Source organism: Streptomyces sp. NPDC052114 (assembly GCF_040680155.1).
Classification (GTDB): Bacteria; Actinomycetota; Actinomycetes; order Streptomycetales; family Streptomycetaceae; genus Streptomyces.
On record NZ_JBFAWC010000003.1, the window covers coordinates 288101 to 304498 of the forward strand.

Consider the following 16398-nt stretch of genomic DNA (forward strand, 5'->3'; position numbering starts at 1 on the left):
ATCACTGGGTGCCGGAGGATTCCTCCAGGTACGCCAGCGCGCCCACCGGCTCCTCGGCGAAGAAGACGAGGTCGGTCAGCGGGACGGGCAGGAAGCCCTCGTCCTCCATGCGGCGGAACTGTTCCTTGAGGCCGTCGTAGAACCCCTCGGAGTTCAGCAGGACCACGGGCTTGGTGTGCTTGCCGTGCTTCTTCAGCTCCAGGATCTCGGTGGCCTCGTCGAGCGTGCCGGTGCCGCCCACCATGACGACGACGGCGTCGGACTTCTCCAGGAGCAGCGCCTTGCGCTCGGCGAGGTCGCGGGCGATCACCATCTCGTCGGGGGCGGTGACCTGCCTGGCCCTGGCCGCGAGGAAGTCGACGGAGACGCCGACGAGCCGACCGCCCGCCTCCTGCACGCCGTCCGCCACGACCTTCATCAGACCGCTCTCGGAGCCGCCCCACACCAGCGTGTGCCCGCCCTTGCCGAGCAGCTCGGCGAACTCGCGGGCGGGCCGGGTGTAGCGGTCGTCGAGGTCGGCGGCGGAGAGGAAGACGCAGATGTTCATGCGCCCACGGTACGTTCCGCCTCTGACAGCACTCATCGAGGAGGGCAGCCGTGACCCAGGGACATCTGATCACCATCGAGGAAGGCACGGACCACGTACGCGTGGTGCACGACGGACAGGTCGTGGCGGAGAGCCGCCGCCCCCTGCTGCTGCGCGAGACGGGCTACCCCGTCCGGCACTACCTCCCTCCGGAGGACGTGCGCACCGATCTGCTGACGCCGTCGGCCACCACGACGTACTGCCCGTTCAAGGGAACGGCCGCCTACTGGTCGCTGCCGGGCGCGGACGACGTGGTGTGGGCGTACCCGGAGCCGAAGCCGGACGTGGCCGCGATCAAGGACCACTTCTGCTTCTACGACGTGGAGGTCATCGGGTCGCCGTGAACGTCCTGCGGTAGGCGGCGGGCGAGACGCCGAGGACGGCGCGCATGTGCTGGCGCAGGGAGTTGCCGGTGCCGAACCCCGCCCGGTGGGCCACCAGGTCCACCGGCAGGTCGCTCGACTCCAGGAGCCCGCGCGCCAGTTCGATGCGCTGAGCGGTCAGCCAGCGCCCGGGAGGCATGCCGACCTCCTCCTGGAAGCGGCGCGTGAAGGTCCGCAGGCTCATGCGCGCGTGGGCGGCCAGCTCCCCCAGCGGCAGCGGCTCCTGGAGCCTCTCCAGGGCCCACGCGCGCGTGGCGGCCGTCGTGGCGAGCGTGGGCTCCGGCACGGGCCGTTCGATGTACTGGGCCTGCCCGCCCTCGCGCCAGGGCGGCACCACGCAGAAGCGGGCGACGTGGTGGGCGACCGCGCTGCCGTGGTCGCGGCGCAGCAGGTGCAGACAGAGGTCGACGCCCGCGCCGACGCCGGCGGCGGTCAGGATGTCGCCGTCGTCCACGAAGAGGACGTCCTCGTCGACCACGATCCGCGGGAAGGTCCGCCGGAAGTGGTCGGCCTCCTTCCAGTGCGTGGTCGCGGGGCGCCCGTCCAGCAGCCCCGCGGCGGCCAGGACGTACGAGCCGGTGCAGAGCGACACCCAGCGCGTGCCCGGCCGCACCCGGGCGAGGGCGGCGGCGAGCTCGTCGGGCAGGACGCCGTCCAGCGTGCCGCCGCAGAGGCGGCTCGTGGGCGGGATCACCACGGTGTCCGCCCGCGCGAGCGCCTCGGGGCCGTGGTCCACCGCCATCTCGAACCCGGCGTCGGTCCGCACCGGCCGCCCGTCCACCGTGCAGACGACGACGTCGTAGAGCGGGCGCCCCTCGGCGTCCTCGGCCGCGCCGAAGATCCGCGGCGCGATGCCCGTCTCGAAGACGTAGGCGCCGTCCAGCGCGAGGACCGCCACACGATGCCGACCGCCCGAGGATGCCATGGCCGAATCCTGTCACATCATGGCCAAACTGCCGGCACTGTGATCGATCGTCCCGGCGCACGCTGGAGCGACCGGCCGCCGGCGAACGGCGGCCGGGCCGTCCCGAAAGAGGAAGACCATGAAGATGCGTGCCGTCAGCCCCCGCACCTGGGGCGCCCCCGAAGTCCTCGTCCCCGTGGAGGTGGACCGCCCCGAGCCGGGCCTCACCGAGATCCTGGTCCGGGTGCACGCGGCGGGCGTCAACCCGGTCGACTGGAAGACCCGCGCCGAGGGCGCCTTCGGCACCTGGGGGGACACCCCGATCCTGGGCTACGACGTGTCGGGCGTCGTCGAGGAGGTGGGTCCCGGGGTGACCCTGTTCCAGCCCGGCGACGAGGTGTTCGGCATGCCCCGCTTCCCCGAGCAGGCGGGCGGCTACGCCGAGTTCGTCGCGGCGCCTGCCCGGCGCTTCGTCCACAAGCCCGCCGGGATCGACCACGTGCAGGCCGCCGCGCTGCCGCTGGCGGCGCTCACCGCCTGGCAGGGGCTGATCGAGACGGGCGGGCTGCGCGCCGGTCAGCGGGTGCTGATCCACGCGGCGGCCGGCGGTGTGGGCCACCTCGCCGTGCAGATCGCCAAGGCACGGGGCGCGTACGTCATCGGAACCGCACGCCAGGAGAAGCACGATTTCCTGCGCGGGCTCGGCGCCGACGAAGTCGTCGACTACGCGCGCGTGGACTTCGCCGAGGCGGTGCGCGACGTGGACGTGGTCCTCGACGGGGTCGGCGGCGAGTACGGCGACCGCTCGCTGCCCGTCCTGCGCCGCGGCGGCCACCTGGTGACGCTCCCGGACCCGGGCGGCCTGCCGGACCCCGCGCGGGCCGCGGAGCTCGGCGTGCACGCGGGGTGGACCGTCGTCGAGCCGGACCGCCTCGGTCTGCTGGAGATCGCGCGCCTGGTCGACGAGGGCAGGCTCCGCGTCGAGGTCGACACGGTGCTGCCCCTGGCGGACGCGGCGAAGGCCCACGCGTACGGCGAACAGGGCCGCACGCAGGGCAAGATCGTCCTCCGGGTCGCCTGACCCGGGAGGACCGCGGGCGGCCTAGGCCGCCGCCGTCGCCCGCTCCGTCGTCGCGATCGTCGCCGAGCCGACCACGCGCGTGCCGTCGTAGAGCACGATCGCCTGGCCAGGCGCGACGCCGCGCACCGGCTCGGTGAAGGAGACGGTCAGGGTGCCGTCGACCAGCTCGGCGGTCACCTCCGTCTCACCGCCGTGGGCCCGCAGCTGCGCGGTGTACGTGCCGGGCCCGGTGGGGGCGGCGCCGCACCAGCGGGGCTTGATCGCGGTCAGGCCCGTCACGTCCAGGGCGTCGGCCGGGCCGACCGTCACGGTGTTGTTCACCGGGGAGATGTCCAGGACGTACCGCGGCTTGCCGTCGGGGGCCGGGGTGCCGATCCGCAGGCCCTTGCGCTGGCCGATGGTGTAGCCGTACGCCCCCTCGTGCGTGCCGAGCTTGTTGCCCTCGGCGTCCACGATGTCGCCCTCCGCCTTGCCGAGGCGGGCCGCCAGGAAGCCCTGGGTGTCGCCGTCGGCGATGAAGCAGATGTCGTGGCTGTCGGGCTTCTTGGCGACGGCGAGCCCGCGGCGCTCGGCCTCGGCGCGGATCTCCTCCTTGGTGGTGACCGTGTCGCCCAGCGGGAACATCGCGTGGGCGAGCTGGCGCTCGTCCAGGACCCCGAGGACGTAGCTCTGGTCCTTGGCCATGTCGGAGGCGCGGTGCAGTTCGCGCGAGCCGTCCTCGTGGACGATCACCTGGGCGTAGTGCCCGGTGACGACCGCGTCGAAGCCGAGGGCGAGGGCCTTGTCGAGGAGCGCGGCGAACTTGATCTTCTCGTTGCAGCGCAGGCACGGGTTGGGCGTGCGGCCCGCCTCGTACTCGGCGACGAAGTCCTCGACGACGTCCTCGCGGAACCGCTCGGCGAGGTCCCACACGTAGAACGGGATGCCGATGACGTCCGCGGCGCGGCGGGCGTCGCGCGAGTCCTCGATGGTGCAACAGCCCCGCGCGCCCGTGCGGAACGACTGCGGGTTCGCGGAGAGCGCGAGGTGCACTCCCGTCACGTCGTGCCCGGCCTCGGCGGCGCGGGCGGCGGCGACGGCGGAGTCCACGCCGCCGGACATGGCGGCGAGGACACGGAGGGGGCGCTGGGGTCGCTGCGGGGTCTCGGTCAAAGTCATAGCCCTCACAGGGTACGGGGCGACGGGAACCGTACGCCCGTGAGTAAGCGTTGACGATCACATGGGGGAAGAGACCACCGGGCCCGGCGGTACGGGCGAGCAGGACGCGGAGCCGAGGCGCCGCCGTGGCATCGACCGGCGCACGCTGCTGATCGGCGGCGCCGCGGCGGCCGTCGGCACGGCCGTGCTCGCCAGGGACGAGCTCGGCCGGCTGTGGTGGCGGCTGCCGGGGGTGGTGAAGAAGCGCAAGGAGGGCGAGGTCGACACCCCGGGCGCGCAGTGGATCGCCGCCTCCGACTACAACTGGCGGCGCGCGGACCGCCCCGACGACTACGCCATCGACCGCGTCGTCATCCATGTCGTCCAGGGCGGGTACCAGACGGCGCTGCGGGTCTTCAAGGACCCCGCGCACGGCGCCGCCGCGCACTACGTGGTGCGCAAGGACGGGCACATCGCGCAGATGATCCGCGAGCTGGACGTGGCGTTCCACGCGGGCAACAAGAGCTACAACGAACGCAGCATCGGCATCGAGCACGAGGGTTTCGTGGACAAGAAGTCCTCGTTCACCGACGCGATGTACGCGGCGTCGGCGCGGCTCACCGCCGGGATCTGCCGGAGGTACGACATCCCGGTGGACCGCGAGCACATCGTCGGGCACGTGGAGGTGCCCGGCACGGACCACACGGACCCGGGCCCCCACTGGGACTGGGACCGCTACATACGCCTGGTGCGGGCCGCCAGGGACGCACCGGAGAAGCCCAAGAAGTCTTCGGAGCCCAAGAAGTCCGCCTAGCCGGGCCCCGGGGCCCGAGGGCCCGCCTAGCTCAGGCCCGCCGACCGCGCCCGCTCCACCGCGGGGCCGATCGCCGCGGCCACCGCGTCGACGTCCGCCTGCGTCGAGGTGTGGCCGAGGGAGAAGCGCAGGGTGCCGCGGGCCAGGTCGGGGTCGGTGCCGGTGGCGAGCAGGACGTGGCTGGGCTGGGCGACACCGGCGGTGCAGGCCGAGCCGGTGGAGCACTCGATGCCCTGGGCGTCGAGCAGCAGCAGGAGGGAGTCGCCCTCGCAGCCGGGGAAGGTGAAGTGCGCGTTGGCGGGCAGCCGGCCCGCCGGGTCCGGGTCGCCGCCGAGGATCGCCTCGGGGACCGCGGCGCGGACGGCGGCGACCAGCTCGTCGCGGAGCGCGCCGATCCCGGCGGCGAACCGCTCCCGGTGCGCGGCGGCGTGCTCGCCCGCGACGGCGAACGCGGCGATGGCGGGCACGTCCAGCGTCCCGGAGCGCACGTGCCGCTCCTGGCCGCCGCCGTGCAGCACGGGCACGGGGCTGTACTCACGGCCGAGCAGCAGCGCGCCGATGCCGTAGGGCCCGCCGATCTTGTGGCCGGAGACGGTCATCGCGGCGAGCCCGGAGGCGCCGAAGTCGATGGGGACCTGGCCGTAGGCCTGCACCGCGTCGGCGTGCAGCGGGACGCCGAACTCCTGGGCGACGTCGGCGAGTTCGCGGACCGGCTGGATCGTGCCGATCTCGTTGTTGGCCCACATGACGGTGGCCAGGGCGACGGAGTCGGGGTCGCGCGCGATGGCCTCGCGCAGCGCGTCGGGGTGCACCCGGCCGTACGCGTCGACCGGGAGGTACTCGACGGTGGCGTCCTCGTGCTCGCCGAGCCAGTCGACGGCGTCGAGGACGGCGTGGTGCTCGACGGGGCTGGCGAGGACCCGGGTGCGGGCCGGTTCGGCGTCGCGCCGCGCCCAGTACAGGCCCTTGACGGCGAGGTTGTCCGCCTCGGTGCCGCCGGAGGTGAAGACGGTCTCGCTGGGGCGCGCGCCGAGCGACTCGGCGAGGATCTCGCGGGCCTCCTCGACGGTGCGTCGCGCCCGGCGCCCCGCCGCGTGCAGCGAGGAGGCGTTGCCGGTGACGGCGATCTGCGCGGTCATCGCCGCGATCGCCTCCGGGAGCATCGGAGTGGTCGCTGCGTGGTCGAGGTAGGCCATGGTGGGCACGATTCTACGAGCCGTGCGGTGCCGGACGCCCCGGCGGTATCAGCCTGCGGGACCCCGGCGGCACGGGGATCAGCCCGCGAGCCCCCAGGACACCGTGTTGTCGGCCGCGACGAGCACGGCGAGCACGACGAGGTCGGCCACGCCGAGCCCGAGGCCGAGCAGCGCGCGGCCCCTGCGGGCGGTGCCGCGCCACAGCGCGAGGCCGGCGAGGACGATCGCGACGGGCCCGAGGAAGAGGTTGAGGACGAGCAGTCCGAGCAGGCCGAGGACGAACGAGGCGACGGCCATGCCGTCGGCGTCCCGCCGCGTCGCGGGCCTGGTGGCGGTGAGTTCCATGGTGCGACTCCTGGCAGGTGGAGGTGTCGTACGGGGCGGAGGCGGGGCGGCGCCGGGTCGGCGCGGCGGGTCAGCGCTGGTGCGCGCGGCGCTCGCGGACGGCGAAGACCACGAGCCAGACGCCGATGACGGCGGCGGCGACGGCGGTGACGGGCAGCGGGGCGTGGGCCACGGTGCCCATCGCGACGCCGAGCAGGAGGAGGGCGGCGACGAGGAAAAGCATGAGATCCCTCTCGGTTGCGGTGACCTCTCGATTCGGTGAACGGTTGTGGTAACAACTGTTCACTGACTGGAGAGTCTACTCCCGCTTCCCGCTTCCCAATCCCAGAGAACAGTTGTTAACTGCATGGCATGAGTCACACCCTCGGCGTCCGGCAGGCCCAGAAGCAGAAGACCCGGCAGGCCCTCCTCGACGCGGCCCTCGGGCTGCTGGAGGAGCAGAGCCTCAGCAGCCTGGGCCTGCGCGAGGTCACCCGCGCCGTGGGCGTCGCCCCCACCGCCTTCTACCGGCACTTCCGCTGCACCGCCGACCTGGGCGTGACCCTGGTCGAGGAGGCGCTCGGCAGCCTGCACACGACGCTCGCCGCCCTGCTCACGGCGGTCGGCGACGGCGAGGAGCGCATCGCGGGCGCCGTCGGGCTGATCGCCGCCTACGTCCGCGAACACCCCGCGCACGTCCGCTTCATCGCCCGCGAGCGGCACGGCGGCGTCAAGGCGGTGCGCGCCGCGATCGGCGATCAGCTCGCCCTGTTCGCCGAGGAGGTGCGGGACCAGTTCGCCAAGGAGCCGGAGGCCAGGGGCTGGAGCGACGACGACCTGCTGATGCTCGCCGGGATGTACGTCGACCACATGGTGATGACGGCCTCGTCGTTCCTGGAGGCGGCGACACCCGAGGCCGAGCGGGCCGTGGCCGACGCCGCGCGCCGGCAGCTGCGCCTGGTGAGCCTGGGCCGCCGCCACTGGCTCGACGGGCGGTAGCGGCGGGCCCCCGAGGGTGCGCGGGTCGCGACCACCGAATGCCCTCGACTCTCCCGTAAGGGGCAACTACGCTCTACGGTCATGACGAACGCCCCTGACGCCTGGACCCTCGACCAGACCTTCGCCAGTTCGGCGGGGGCGATCCGCTGGGCCGCGCTCGGCCCCGCCGACGCCCCGCCCGTCGTCCTGGTCCACGGCACGCCCTTCTCGTCGTACGTGTGGCGGGGCGTCGCCCGCGCCCTCGCGCGCGAACACCGCGTGTACGTCTGGGACTTGGCCGGTTACGGCGCATCCGAGATGCGGGCGGGGCAGGACGTCTCGCTCGCCGCGCAGGGCCGGGTGCTCACCGAACTGCTCGGCCACTGGGGCCTGGACCGGCCCGCCGTCGTCGCCCATGACTTCGGCGGCTGTGTCGCGCTGCGCGCGCACCTGCTGCACGGCGCCCGCTACGAACGCCTCGCGCTCGTCGACCCGGTGGCCCTCGCCCCCTGGGGCTCCCCCACCTACCGGCTGCTCGGCGCGCACGCCGACGTCTTCGGACAGCTGCCGCCCGAGCTGCACCGGGCCCTCGTGCGCGAGTACGTCTCCTCGGCCAGCCACCAGGGGCTGCGTCCCGCCGTCCTCGACCGGCTCGTGGAGCCGTGGTGCACCGACGAGGGCAGGCCCGCCTTCTACCGGCAGATCGAGCAGAACGACCAGCGCTTCACCGACGAGATCCAGGGCCGGTACGGGGAGGTGGACCTGCCCGTCCTGGTCTGCTGGGGCACCGACGACACCTGGATCCCCCCGGCGCGCGGCGAGGAGCTGGCCAAGGCGATCCCCGGCGCCGAGCTGCGCCTGATCGAGGGCGCGGGACATCTCGTCCAGGAGGACGCGCCCGCCGAACTCACCGGTGAGCTCAGCCGTTTCCTGCGCCGGGCCCCGCTCCGTACAGCTCCGTGACCGCCGCCGCGGCGCCCGCCAGCTCCGCGCGCACCTCGGGCGGCGAGAGCACCTCCACGTCGGCGCCGAAGGGAAGCAGCGTGCGGGTCTCGCCGACGACGCCGAAGCCGAGGCGGACGCCGATCCACTCGCTCGCGCCGTCGTCCTCGGGCGGCCCGGCGAGCCGGTGCCCCTGGAGCCGCAGGAACAGCTGGTAGCGGCGGCGGGCCACCCGCGCCGTCACGTCGAGGCCGACCGGCCGGTCCTCGACCCGGCGCTTCAACACGCCCCACACGTCGGCCAGTTCGACGCCGGCCCGGCGCTCGACGGGCGCGTCCGTGACGGTCGCCGCGCGCACCCGGTCGGCACGGAAGAGCCGCGGGGCACCGCGCCGGTCCGCGACCAGGTACCAGACGCCCGCCTTGGAGACGAGGCCGTAGGGGTCGACGGTGTAGGTGCTCGGCTCGGCGTCGCCGCTGTGCCGGTAGCGCAGCCGCAGCCGCCGGTCGGCGAAGACGGCGTCCCGCAGGACGTCGAAGTCGACGACGGCCGGGGCGGGATCGCGGACCCCGGGCAGCCAGCGCGCCGAGTCGACGAGGACGCGGCGGCTCATCAACTCGGCGGCGGGGCGGTGCGGTGCGGGCAGCGCGGCCATGACCTTGCGCAGCGCGGAGCCGAGCGCGTCGTCCAGGCCCAGCGCGGCGTGCGCGCCCTGCGCGGCGAGGATGAACAGCGCCCGCGACTCGTCCGCGGTCAGGCCCGTCACGTCGGTGCGGAATCCGGCGAGCAGTTCGATGCCGCCGCGCCGGCCGCGCTCGGCGTAGACGGGGACGCCGGAGGAGGACAGGGCCTCGACGTCCCGGTAGATCGTGCGGACGGAGACCTCCAGGCGCTCGGCGAGCTCGTGCGCGGGGACCCGCCCGCGGGTCTGGAGCAGCAGCAGGATCGAGAGCAGCCGGTCGGATTTCACCCGCCCAGGATCCCCCACCGCACGGCCCCGCACGGCGCGGGCCCCACCGGGCCCGCGCGCCCTCGGGCGTCAGCTCAGCCGCGCCCGCGCCAGCTGCCGCGACTGCGCGACCAGCCGGTCCTCGCTGTCCCAGACCTCCGCGTCCTCCTCCAGGAAGCCGCCCGCGAGGTTGCGCGTGGTGATCGAGACGCGCAGCGGGCCGGGGGCCGGGCGGTGCCGGACGTGGACCGTCAGCTCCACGGTCGGGACCCAGCCGCTCAGGCCCAGCTCGAAGGCGGTCGGCGGCAGCGCGTCGACGGCGAGGAGCAGCGAAAGCGGGTCCGCGTCGCGGCCGTCCGCGAGGCCGAACCAGGCCCGCATCTCGCCCTTGCCGGACGGCTGCCCGAGCGCCCAGCCGAGGGTGGCGGGGTCGAGCTTGAGGAAGAGGCGGTCGGCGATGGCCGAACTGCCGGGCACGGGCCGGTGGTCGGGGGCGTCCTGCGCGCCGAAGCACTGGTCGAGCGGCGGGATGGCGGGCGGGACGGCCGTGGTGCGCACGTCGTCGGGGAGCTCGTCGAGGTCTCCGTACGAGGCGAGCACGCGGATCCGCTCGACCTCGCGGCCCTCCTCGTCGTACTGGAAGAGCGAGGCCTGCCCGGTGGACAGGGACCGCCCGGCGCGCACGAGGTCGGTACGGATCACGGCGGGGCCGGGGGCCGACGCGGTGAGGTAGTACGCGGAGACGGTGAACGGGTCGTCGTGCGGCAGGGCGTCGGCCAGCGCGCGGCCGAGGACGGCGAGGAGATAGCCGCCGTTGACGGCACTGATGATCGTCCACCCGGCGGAGAGCTCGGTGTCGTAGACGCCGGGCTCGCGCCGGACGACCGCGGTGTCGCGGTCGAACTCGCTGTCGCCGATGCGGGCGGGTATCGATGTGGTTATCGATGCTTGCGATGCTGCCGTTGCCATGCCAGCAACGTACAACAGGAAACTACTGAGCGGTAGCTTTTCCTGTCGCCCCGGCCCTCCACGGCCTCTACGGCGTCTCCTCCGCCTCGGCCTCCACCGCCGTCGACCGCCGGTTCCAGGCCCGCGGCGCGCGCCAGTGGTAGCGCAGCGCGAGCAGCCGCAGGACGAACGCCGTCACGATGGCCAGGCCGATCGTGAAGCCCGTCAGCTGCTTGTAGTGGATGCACAGGGCAACCATCGTGGCGCCCACGATGGCGGGCACCGCGTACAGGTCGCGGTCCCAGCGGACCAGCGAGGGCACTTCGTTGGCGACGATGTCGCGCAGCACACCGCCGCCGACCGCCGTGGCGAGGCCGAGGGCCACCGACTGGGTGAGGCCGAGGCCGTAGTCGTACGCCTTGGTCGTGCCCGTGACGCAGAACAGGCCGAGGCCCGCCGCGTCGAAGACGTTGACCGCGAGCTGGGTGCGCTCCACCTCCGGGTGCAGGAAGAAGACCAGGAGGGCCGCGAACAGCGGGGTGATGAAGTAGCCGAGGTCCGTGAATGCGGCCGGCGGGACCGCCCCGATGACCAGGTCGCGGAAGAGTCCCCCGCCCAGCGCGGTCACCTCGGCGAGGACCGCGATGCCGAAGACGTCGAAGTTCTTGCGCACGGCGAGCAGCGCGCCGGAGATCGCGAAGACGAAGATGCCCACGATGTCGAGCGCGTGCTGGACGGAGGGCGTGAACAGATCCTGGAGCACGCGCCATTCTTACCCGCGCGCGCCCCCGGCCCGGCGCTGCTCCCACTCCGACTTGGGACTTTCGCGCGCCGAACCCCCGAACAGCAGGGGACGGACATGGAAAAGCCCCAAGAAGGACTTCAATGAGAAAGTCGAAGGAAGGGTTCTCACCGACACCGGAAGGGGTGCACCACGTGAAGTTCGTGCTGGAGGTCGACATGGGCGAGGACGCGTTCGCGGGGAACGCGGCCGACGAGCTGGGCCGGATCCTGCGCTACTGGGGCGGCAACCTGCGGCACTACGCGCTGGCGCCGGGCGACGGCGAGGCGGTGTACGACTCCGGCTTCCGCGAGGTCGGCGGCTGGCGGATCACCGCCGCGCCCCAGGGCGCTACGGAAGCGCCGGCTTCCCCTTCGTGAACAGCCAGGTGTCGAAGAGCGCGTCGAGCTGCTCGCCGGAGACCTTCTCGGCGAGCCGCACGAAGTCGGCGGTGCTCACGTTGCCGTAGCGGTTCTCCTTGACCCAGGCCCTCAGGAGCCGGAAGAAGTCCTTGTCGCCGATCCGTTCGCGCAGCACCTGGAGCGTCATCGCGCCGCGCTGGTAGACGGCGGAGGAGAACATGGTGTCGCGCTGCGGGTCACCGACGACGATCTGCCAGAACGCGGAGTCGGCGGGCCGCGCGTCGTACGCGGCGCGGAAGGAGTCGTGGGCGGTGGCGCGGCCCTTCTGCTCGTTCCAGAGCCAGGGCGCGTAGGTCGCGAAGCCCTCGTTGAGCCAGATGTCGCTCCACTTGTCGACCGTGACGGAGTCGCCGAACCACTGGTGGGCCAGCTCGTGGACGATCGTGTTCTCCGAGCGCACGGCCGAGTAGATCGGCTTGGTCTGGGTCTCCAGGGAGTAGCCGGCCTGCGGGAAGTCGTCGACGATCGCTCCGGTCTCCTCGAAGGGGTAGGGGCCGAAGACCTTCGACCAGTGGTCGGTGACCTCGGCCGTCACGGCGTACACGTCGACGTCGCCCCGCGGCACCTTGGGGTCGATCGCGACGTAGAGGGGCGTGCCGCCCGGGGTCTTCCCGGTCCGCACGTCGAACTTCCCGATCGTGGCGGTCGCCAGGTACGTCGCCATCGGCTTGGTCACGCGCCAGTGGGCTTCGGTCCGCCCGCCCTTGTCGTACGTCCCCACGAGCCGGCCGTTGGAGACCGAGGTCAGGCCCTTGGGCGCCGTGACGCGGATGTCGAAGGCCGCCTTGTCGGAGGGGTGGTCGCTGGCGGGGAACCAGGTGGAGGCGGCGTTGGGCTCACAGGCGACGAAGACGCCGTCCTCGGTCTTCATCCAGCCGTACTCGGAGCCGAAGACGATGGGCCCGCCGAGGGGTTCGGGCACGCCGCCGTACTCGACGCCCACCTCGAAGGTCTTGTTCCTGCCCAGGGCCTGGCGCGGGGTGATGCGCAGCTCGTCGCCGTCGCGCGTGAAGGCGGCGCGTCTGCCGTTCACCTCGACGCGGGTGACCGTCAGCTTCTGCAGGTCCAGGTCGAAGGACGACAGGTTCTGGGTGGCGCGCGCGGTGATCGTGGTGCGGCCGTCGAGCCGGTCGGTGTCCGGGTCGTAGGCGAGGTCGAGGGCGTAGTGGCGTACGTCGAAGCCGCCGTTGCCGAGCTTCGGGAAGTAGGGGTCGCCGACGCCGTCGGAGCCAGGGGCCGGGGCGGGGGCTGCGGCGATCAGACAGAACGAGGCGGCCGCGAGGGTGAGGGCCGCCAGACGTGCCGAACGGGAGAGTGCCATGAGTCTTCCCTTCGAACGCGTTCCGATGGGGTGGGTCCGCCGGGGCGGACACGCAGACTCTGCACTCTCCCGCTAGGGCATGTACATGACCCGGAGCGCGTACTTCGTCCGGGTCAACTTGCCTTATGCCTCAGTCGACTTCTGACCCTTTTCCTTGGAGACCTTGGAGACCTTGGAGTCCTTGGCGTCCTTGGAGACCGCGGGCTCGGCGTCCGTGGCCGCGTCGGCGGACTCGGCGGACTCGGCGGGCTCGGCGGACTCCGGCACCTCGACCGACTCCGACTCCGCGGCCTCCGCCTCCTCCGCCGCGGCCGTCTCGTCCGCCTTGGTCGCCACCGACACCACCTCGATGGCCTCCTTGGCCACCGACAGCAGCTTGGTGTCCTCGGGCGCCTGGTCCTCGGCGTTCTCCGGGTGGTGGCACGCCACCTGGTGCCCGGTGGCGAGCGGGATGAGCGGCGGCTCCTTCGTCTTGCAGATCTCCGTCGCCTTCCAGCACCGCGTGTGGAAGCGGCAGCCGGTGGGCGGGTCGATCGGCGAGGGCACGTCGCCGCGCAGCAGGATGCGCTCGCTCTTGACGCCGCGCCGCTTGGGGTCGGGCACCGGCACCGCGGAGAGCAGCGCCTTGGTGTACGGGTGCATCGGCGTGGCGTAGAGGTCCTTGCGGTCAGCCAGCTCCACGATCTTGCCCAGGTACATCACCGCGATGCGGTCCGAGACGTGCCGGATGACCGACAGGTCGTGCGCGATGATCACGTACGTGAGACCGAGCTCTTCCTGGAGGTCGTCCAGGAGGTTGACCACCTGGGCCTGGATGGAGACGTCGAGGGCCGAGACCGGCTCGTCCGCGACGACCAGCTTGGGCCGCAGCGCGAGCGCCCGCGCGATGCCGATGCGCTGGCGCTGACCGCCGGAGAACTCGTGCGGATAGCGGTTGTAGTGCTCGGGGTTGAGCCCGACGCGCTCCAGCATCTCCTGCACGGTCTTCTTGAGGCCGCCCTCGGGCTTGACGCCCTGCAGCTTGAAGGGCGCGCTGACGATCGCGCCGATGGTGTGGCGCGGGTTCAGCGAGGAGTACGGGTCCTGGAAGATCATCTGCACGTCGCGGCGCAGCGGACGCATGCCGGCCGTGTTCAGGTGCGTGATGTCCGTGCCCTCGAACTCGACCCGGCCACCGGTCGGTTCGAGCAGGCGCGTGATCAGCCGGCCCATCGTCGACTTGCCGCAGCCGGACTCGCCGACCACGCCGAGCGTCTCCCCGGGGCGCACGTCGAAGCTCAGCCCGTCGACCGCCTGCACCGCGGCGACCTGGCGCTGGAGCAGCCCCTTCTTGATGGGGAAGTGCTTCACCAGGCCGTCGACCTTGAGCAGCGGCTCCGGTGAGCCCTTCGTCTGCGCCGGGATCGTCATCTCCTGGCCCTTCACGTCATCGTTCACAGCTTCGGCGCAATCTCTTCGGTCCAGATCCGGGTGCGCTGCTCCTGCGACATGTGGCAGGCGGAGTAGTGACCGGCGGCCACCTCGCGCAGCTCGGGGCGCTCACGGCGGGTGATCTGGTCCTTGGGGACGTCCGCGTAGGGGCAGCGCGGGTTGAAGGCGCAGCCGCTCGGCAGGTTGATCAGGCTGGGCGGGGAGCCCTTGACCGGGATGAGCCGGTCGGTCTCCTCGCGGTCGATGCGCGGCATCGAGCCCAGCAGGCCCCAGGTGTAGGGGTGCTGGGGCTCGTAGAAGACCTTCTCGGCCGTGCCGCGCTCGACGCACCGGCCGCCGTACATGACCAGGAGCTCGTCCGCCATCTCGGCGACCACGCCCAGGTCGTGCGTGATCATGATGACGGCGGAGCCGAACTCCTTCTGCAGGTCCCGGATGAGGTCGAGGATCTGCGCCTGGACGGTCACGTCGAGGGCGGTGGTCGGCTCGTCCGCGATGAGCAGCTCGGGGTTGTTGACCAGCGCCATGGCGATCATCGCGCGCTGGCGCATGCCGCCGGAGAACTCGTGCGGGTAGCTGTCGACGCGCTTGTCCGGCTGGGGGATCCCGACCCGGTCGAGCATCTCGATCGCGCGCTTGCGGGCGGTCTTCTTGTCGACGTCGTTGTGGACCCGGTACGCCTCGACGATCTGCTTGCCGATCGAGTAGTACGGGTGCAGCGCGGAGAGCGGATCCTGGAAGATCATCGCCATCTCGCGGCCGCGCAGCTTGCGGACCTCGTCGGGGTCGCCGCCGAGCAGCTCCTTGCCGTCGAGCCAGATCTCGCCGGAGATCTTCGCCCGCCGCGCGCCGTACTGCCCCGCGGTGTGCAGGCCGAGGATGCCCAGCGAGGTGACGGACTTGCCGGAGCCGGACTCGCCCACGATGCCGAGGGTCTTGCCCTTCTCCAGCTGGAAGCTGAGGCCGTCGACGGACTTGACCAGGCCGTCGTCGGTCGGGAAGTGCACCTTGAGGTCGCGCACCTCGAGGAAGGCGGAGGGAGCGGCGGACCCGGCGACGGGCTCGCCCACCGCGGCCCCGCTCTTGGACAGTTCGGTCATCCCAGCCTCACTCGCGGGTCGATGACGGCGTACAGAAGGTCGACGACGAGGTTGGCGACGGCGATCGCGAGCGCCGCACACAGGGTGACGCCGAGAATGACGGGCAGGTCCTTGCTGCTGATGGCCTTGACCGCCTCGAGGCCGAGCCCCGGAAGGTTGAACGTGGACTCGGTGAGCACCGCGCCGCCCATCAGGACGCCGAGGTCGAGTCCGAAGACGGTGAGGATCGGCGTCATCGCGGAGCGCAGCGCGTGCCTGCGGATGACGACGGACTCGCCGAGGCCCTTGGCGCGCGCGGTGCGGATGTAGTCCTCGCCGAGGACCTCCAGCATCGTGGCGCGGGTGAGCCGGGCGTACATGGCGGCGTTGAGGAACGCCAGGACGATCCACGGCAGGATCAGCGTCTCGAACCAGACGTTGATCGGATCCTCGGTACTGAGACTGTCGGCGATCTTCACCCAGCCGAGGCTGTGGACGAAGATGCCCATCGCGATCATGCCGGTGAAGAAGACGGGCAGCGAGACACCGGCGAGCGCGGTGGTCATCGCGGCGCGGTCCCAGATGGTGCCCCGGCGCAGGGCGGAGATCACGCCGGTGATGACACCGCCGGCGAGCCACAGCACACAGGCGCCAGCGGCGAGCGCGGCGGTGACGGGCAGGGCGTCCTTGAGGGTCTCCCAGACCGGCGCCTCGGTACGGAAGGAGTAGCCGAAGCAGGGGGCCGGGCAGTGGGTGACGTCGGAGCCGTTGACGTAGTCACGGCCCATCGGGATGCCCTTGATGAAGTCCCAGAACTGGACGAGCAGCGGGTCGTCCAGTCCCAGCTTGACGCGGATGCCCTCGAGCTGCTCTGCACCCGATGCCTTGCCGGCGAAGAGGACGGCGATGTCCTGTCCCGCCCACTTGGGCAGCATGAAGAAGATGGTGAAGGTCGCGAGCAGTACGACCAGCACCATGATGATGACGGCGATCAGGCGCCGGATGAGATAAGCAAGCACTGTGCGCGGCCCGGCGGTGGCCGGCACCCCCTTGTGAGGGGTCCCGGCCACCGCCCGGGGCCATCACCTGCCCTTCGGACTGGCGGGATTCGGCGGCGGTGGG

The 16398-nt window shown here is 72.3% G+C and carries 19 protein-coding genes; 6 read left to right on the forward strand and 13 right to left on the reverse strand.

The window, feature by feature from the left end; translation table 11 throughout:
* Window position 1: 1 nt before the first annotated feature.
* Complete coding sequence (locus AB0L89_RS08220) at window positions 2-547, reverse strand: TIGR00730 family Rossman fold protein (protein WP_365136230.1); 546 nt, start codon at window positions 545-547, stop codon at window positions 2-4.
* 50 nt (window positions 548-597) lie between these two features.
* Between AB0L89_RS08220 and AB0L89_RS08225 the strand changes: the two genes are divergently transcribed.
* On the forward strand, window positions 598-930 hold the full coding sequence (locus tag AB0L89_RS08225) for a DUF427 domain-containing protein (protein WP_365136233.1): 333 nt from the start codon (window positions 598-600) through the stop codon (window positions 928-930).
* Here the strand turns inward: AB0L89_RS08225 and AB0L89_RS08230 are convergent.
* The gene (locus AB0L89_RS08230) at window positions 914-1894 is read right to left on the reverse strand and encodes a helix-turn-helix domain-containing protein (RefSeq protein ID WP_365136236.1); all 981 of its coding nucleotides are present in this window, start codon (window positions 1892-1894) and stop codon (window positions 914-916) included. The two genes, AB0L89_RS08225 and AB0L89_RS08230, sit on opposite strands and share 17 nt — an antisense overlap.
* Before the next feature lie 124 nt (window positions 1895-2018).
* Here AB0L89_RS08230 and AB0L89_RS08235 point away from each other — a divergent pair, with 124 nt between their 5' ends.
* Entirely contained in the window at window positions 2019-2954 is a 936-nt protein-coding gene (locus AB0L89_RS08235) for an NADP-dependent oxidoreductase (RefSeq protein ID WP_365137180.1), read from the forward strand.
* Window positions 2955-2975: 21 nt separating this feature from the next.
* Here the strand turns inward: AB0L89_RS08235 and mnmA are convergent, their stop codons facing one another.
* Window positions 2976-4106 carry a tRNA 2-thiouridine(34) synthase MnmA gene (mnmA, locus tag AB0L89_RS08240; protein WP_365137183.1) on the reverse strand — a complete coding sequence of 377 codons (1131 nt, stop codon included), beginning with the start codon at window positions 4104-4106 and terminating at the stop codon, window positions 2976-2978.
* Window positions 4107-4173: 67 nt separating this feature from the next.
* Here mnmA and AB0L89_RS08245 point away from each other — a divergent pair, with 67 nt between their 5' ends.
* Complete coding sequence (locus tag AB0L89_RS08245) at window positions 4174-4905, forward strand: N-acetylmuramoyl-L-alanine amidase (RefSeq protein ID WP_365136239.1); 732 nt, start codon at window positions 4174-4176, stop codon at window positions 4903-4905.
* A gap of 26 nt (window positions 4906-4931) precedes the next feature.
* Here AB0L89_RS08245 and AB0L89_RS08250 read toward each other — a convergent pair whose 3' ends face one another.
* The 3 genes from AB0L89_RS08250 to AB0L89_RS08260 form a co-directional block, all read right to left on the reverse strand.
* Window positions 4932-6101, reverse strand: coding sequence for a cysteine desulfurase family protein (locus AB0L89_RS08250; protein WP_365136242.1), 1170 nt, complete (start codon window positions 6099-6101; stop codon window positions 4932-4934).
* Window positions 6102-6179: 78 nt separating this feature from the next.
* Window positions 6180-6446: a DUF4190 domain-containing protein gene (locus AB0L89_RS08255; protein WP_365136245.1), complete on the reverse strand. Its 267-nt coding sequence runs from the start codon at window positions 6444-6446 to the stop codon at window positions 6180-6182.
* Between the two features lie 70 nt (window positions 6447-6516).
* The gene (locus AB0L89_RS08260) at window positions 6517-6669 is read right to left on the reverse strand and encodes a hypothetical protein (RefSeq protein WP_167357837.1); all 153 of its coding nucleotides are present in this window, start codon (window positions 6667-6669) and stop codon (window positions 6517-6519) included.
* A gap of 128 nt (window positions 6670-6797) precedes the next feature.
* Here AB0L89_RS08260 and AB0L89_RS08265 point away from each other — a divergent pair, with 128 nt between their 5' ends.
* Together AB0L89_RS08265 and AB0L89_RS08270 are read left to right on the forward strand one after the other, a co-directional pair.
* Entirely contained in the window at window positions 6798-7424 is a 627-nt protein-coding gene (locus AB0L89_RS08265; RefSeq protein WP_365136248.1) for a TetR family transcriptional regulator, read from the forward strand.
* Window positions 7425-7505: 81 nt separating this feature from the next.
* The gene (locus AB0L89_RS08270) at window positions 7506-8366 is read left to right on the forward strand and encodes an alpha/beta fold hydrolase (RefSeq protein WP_365136251.1); all 861 of its coding nucleotides are present in this window, start codon (window positions 7506-7508) and stop codon (window positions 8364-8366) included.
* Here the strand turns inward: AB0L89_RS08270 and AB0L89_RS08275 are convergent.
* From AB0L89_RS08275 to AB0L89_RS08285, 3 genes are all read right to left on the reverse strand, one after another.
* The gene (locus tag AB0L89_RS08275) at window positions 8323-9315 is read right to left on the reverse strand and encodes a YafY family protein (protein ID WP_365136254.1); all 993 of its coding nucleotides are present in this window, start codon (window positions 9313-9315) and stop codon (window positions 8323-8325) included. The genes AB0L89_RS08270 and AB0L89_RS08275 overlap by 44 nt on opposite strands.
* Window positions 9316-9384: 69 nt before the next feature.
* Window positions 9385-10263, reverse strand: a complete 879-nt coding sequence (locus AB0L89_RS08280) for a thioesterase family protein (protein ID WP_365136257.1) — start codon at window positions 10261-10263, stop codon at window positions 9385-9387.
* Window positions 10264-10330: 67 nt separating this feature from the next.
* A complete protein-coding gene (locus AB0L89_RS08285; protein ID WP_365136260.1) occupies window positions 10331-11005 on the reverse strand; it encodes a trimeric intracellular cation channel family protein in 675 nt (224 codons plus the stop codon).
* Window positions 11006-11178: 173 nt separating this feature from the next.
* Between AB0L89_RS08285 and AB0L89_RS08290 the strand changes: the two genes are divergently transcribed.
* Window positions 11179-11403: a hypothetical protein gene (locus tag AB0L89_RS08290; protein WP_365136263.1), complete on the forward strand. Its 225-nt coding sequence runs from the start codon at window positions 11179-11181 to the stop codon at window positions 11401-11403.
* Here the strand turns inward: AB0L89_RS08290 and AB0L89_RS08295 are convergent.
* The 4 genes from AB0L89_RS08295 to AB0L89_RS08310 all read right to left on the reverse strand — a co-directional run bounded on the left by AB0L89_RS08295 (window position 11375) and on the right by AB0L89_RS08310 (window position 16295).
* Window positions 11375-12766: a M1 family metallopeptidase gene (locus tag AB0L89_RS08295; RefSeq protein WP_365136267.1), complete on the reverse strand. Its 1392-nt coding sequence runs from the start codon at window positions 12764-12766 to the stop codon at window positions 11375-11377. The two genes, AB0L89_RS08290 and AB0L89_RS08295, sit on opposite strands and share 29 nt — an antisense overlap.
* 123 nt (window positions 12767-12889) lie before the next feature.
* A complete protein-coding gene (locus AB0L89_RS08300) occupies window positions 12890-14176 on the reverse strand; it encodes a dipeptide ABC transporter ATP-binding protein (protein ID WP_365137186.1) in 1287 nt (428 codons plus the stop codon).
* A gap of 23 nt (window positions 14177-14199) precedes the next feature.
* Window positions 14200-15297 (reverse strand): ABC transporter ATP-binding protein, encoded by a 1098-nt coding sequence (locus AB0L89_RS08305; RefSeq protein ID WP_365136270.1) that lies wholly within the window; start codon window positions 15295-15297, stop codon window positions 14200-14202.
* On the reverse strand, window positions 15294-16295 hold the full coding sequence (locus AB0L89_RS08310) for an ABC transporter permease (RefSeq protein ID WP_365136273.1): 1002 nt from the start codon (window positions 16293-16295) through the stop codon (window positions 15294-15296). Before AB0L89_RS08310 ends, AB0L89_RS08305 begins: the two co-directional genes overlap by 4 nt.
* Window positions 16296-16398: the final 103 nt, after the last annotated feature.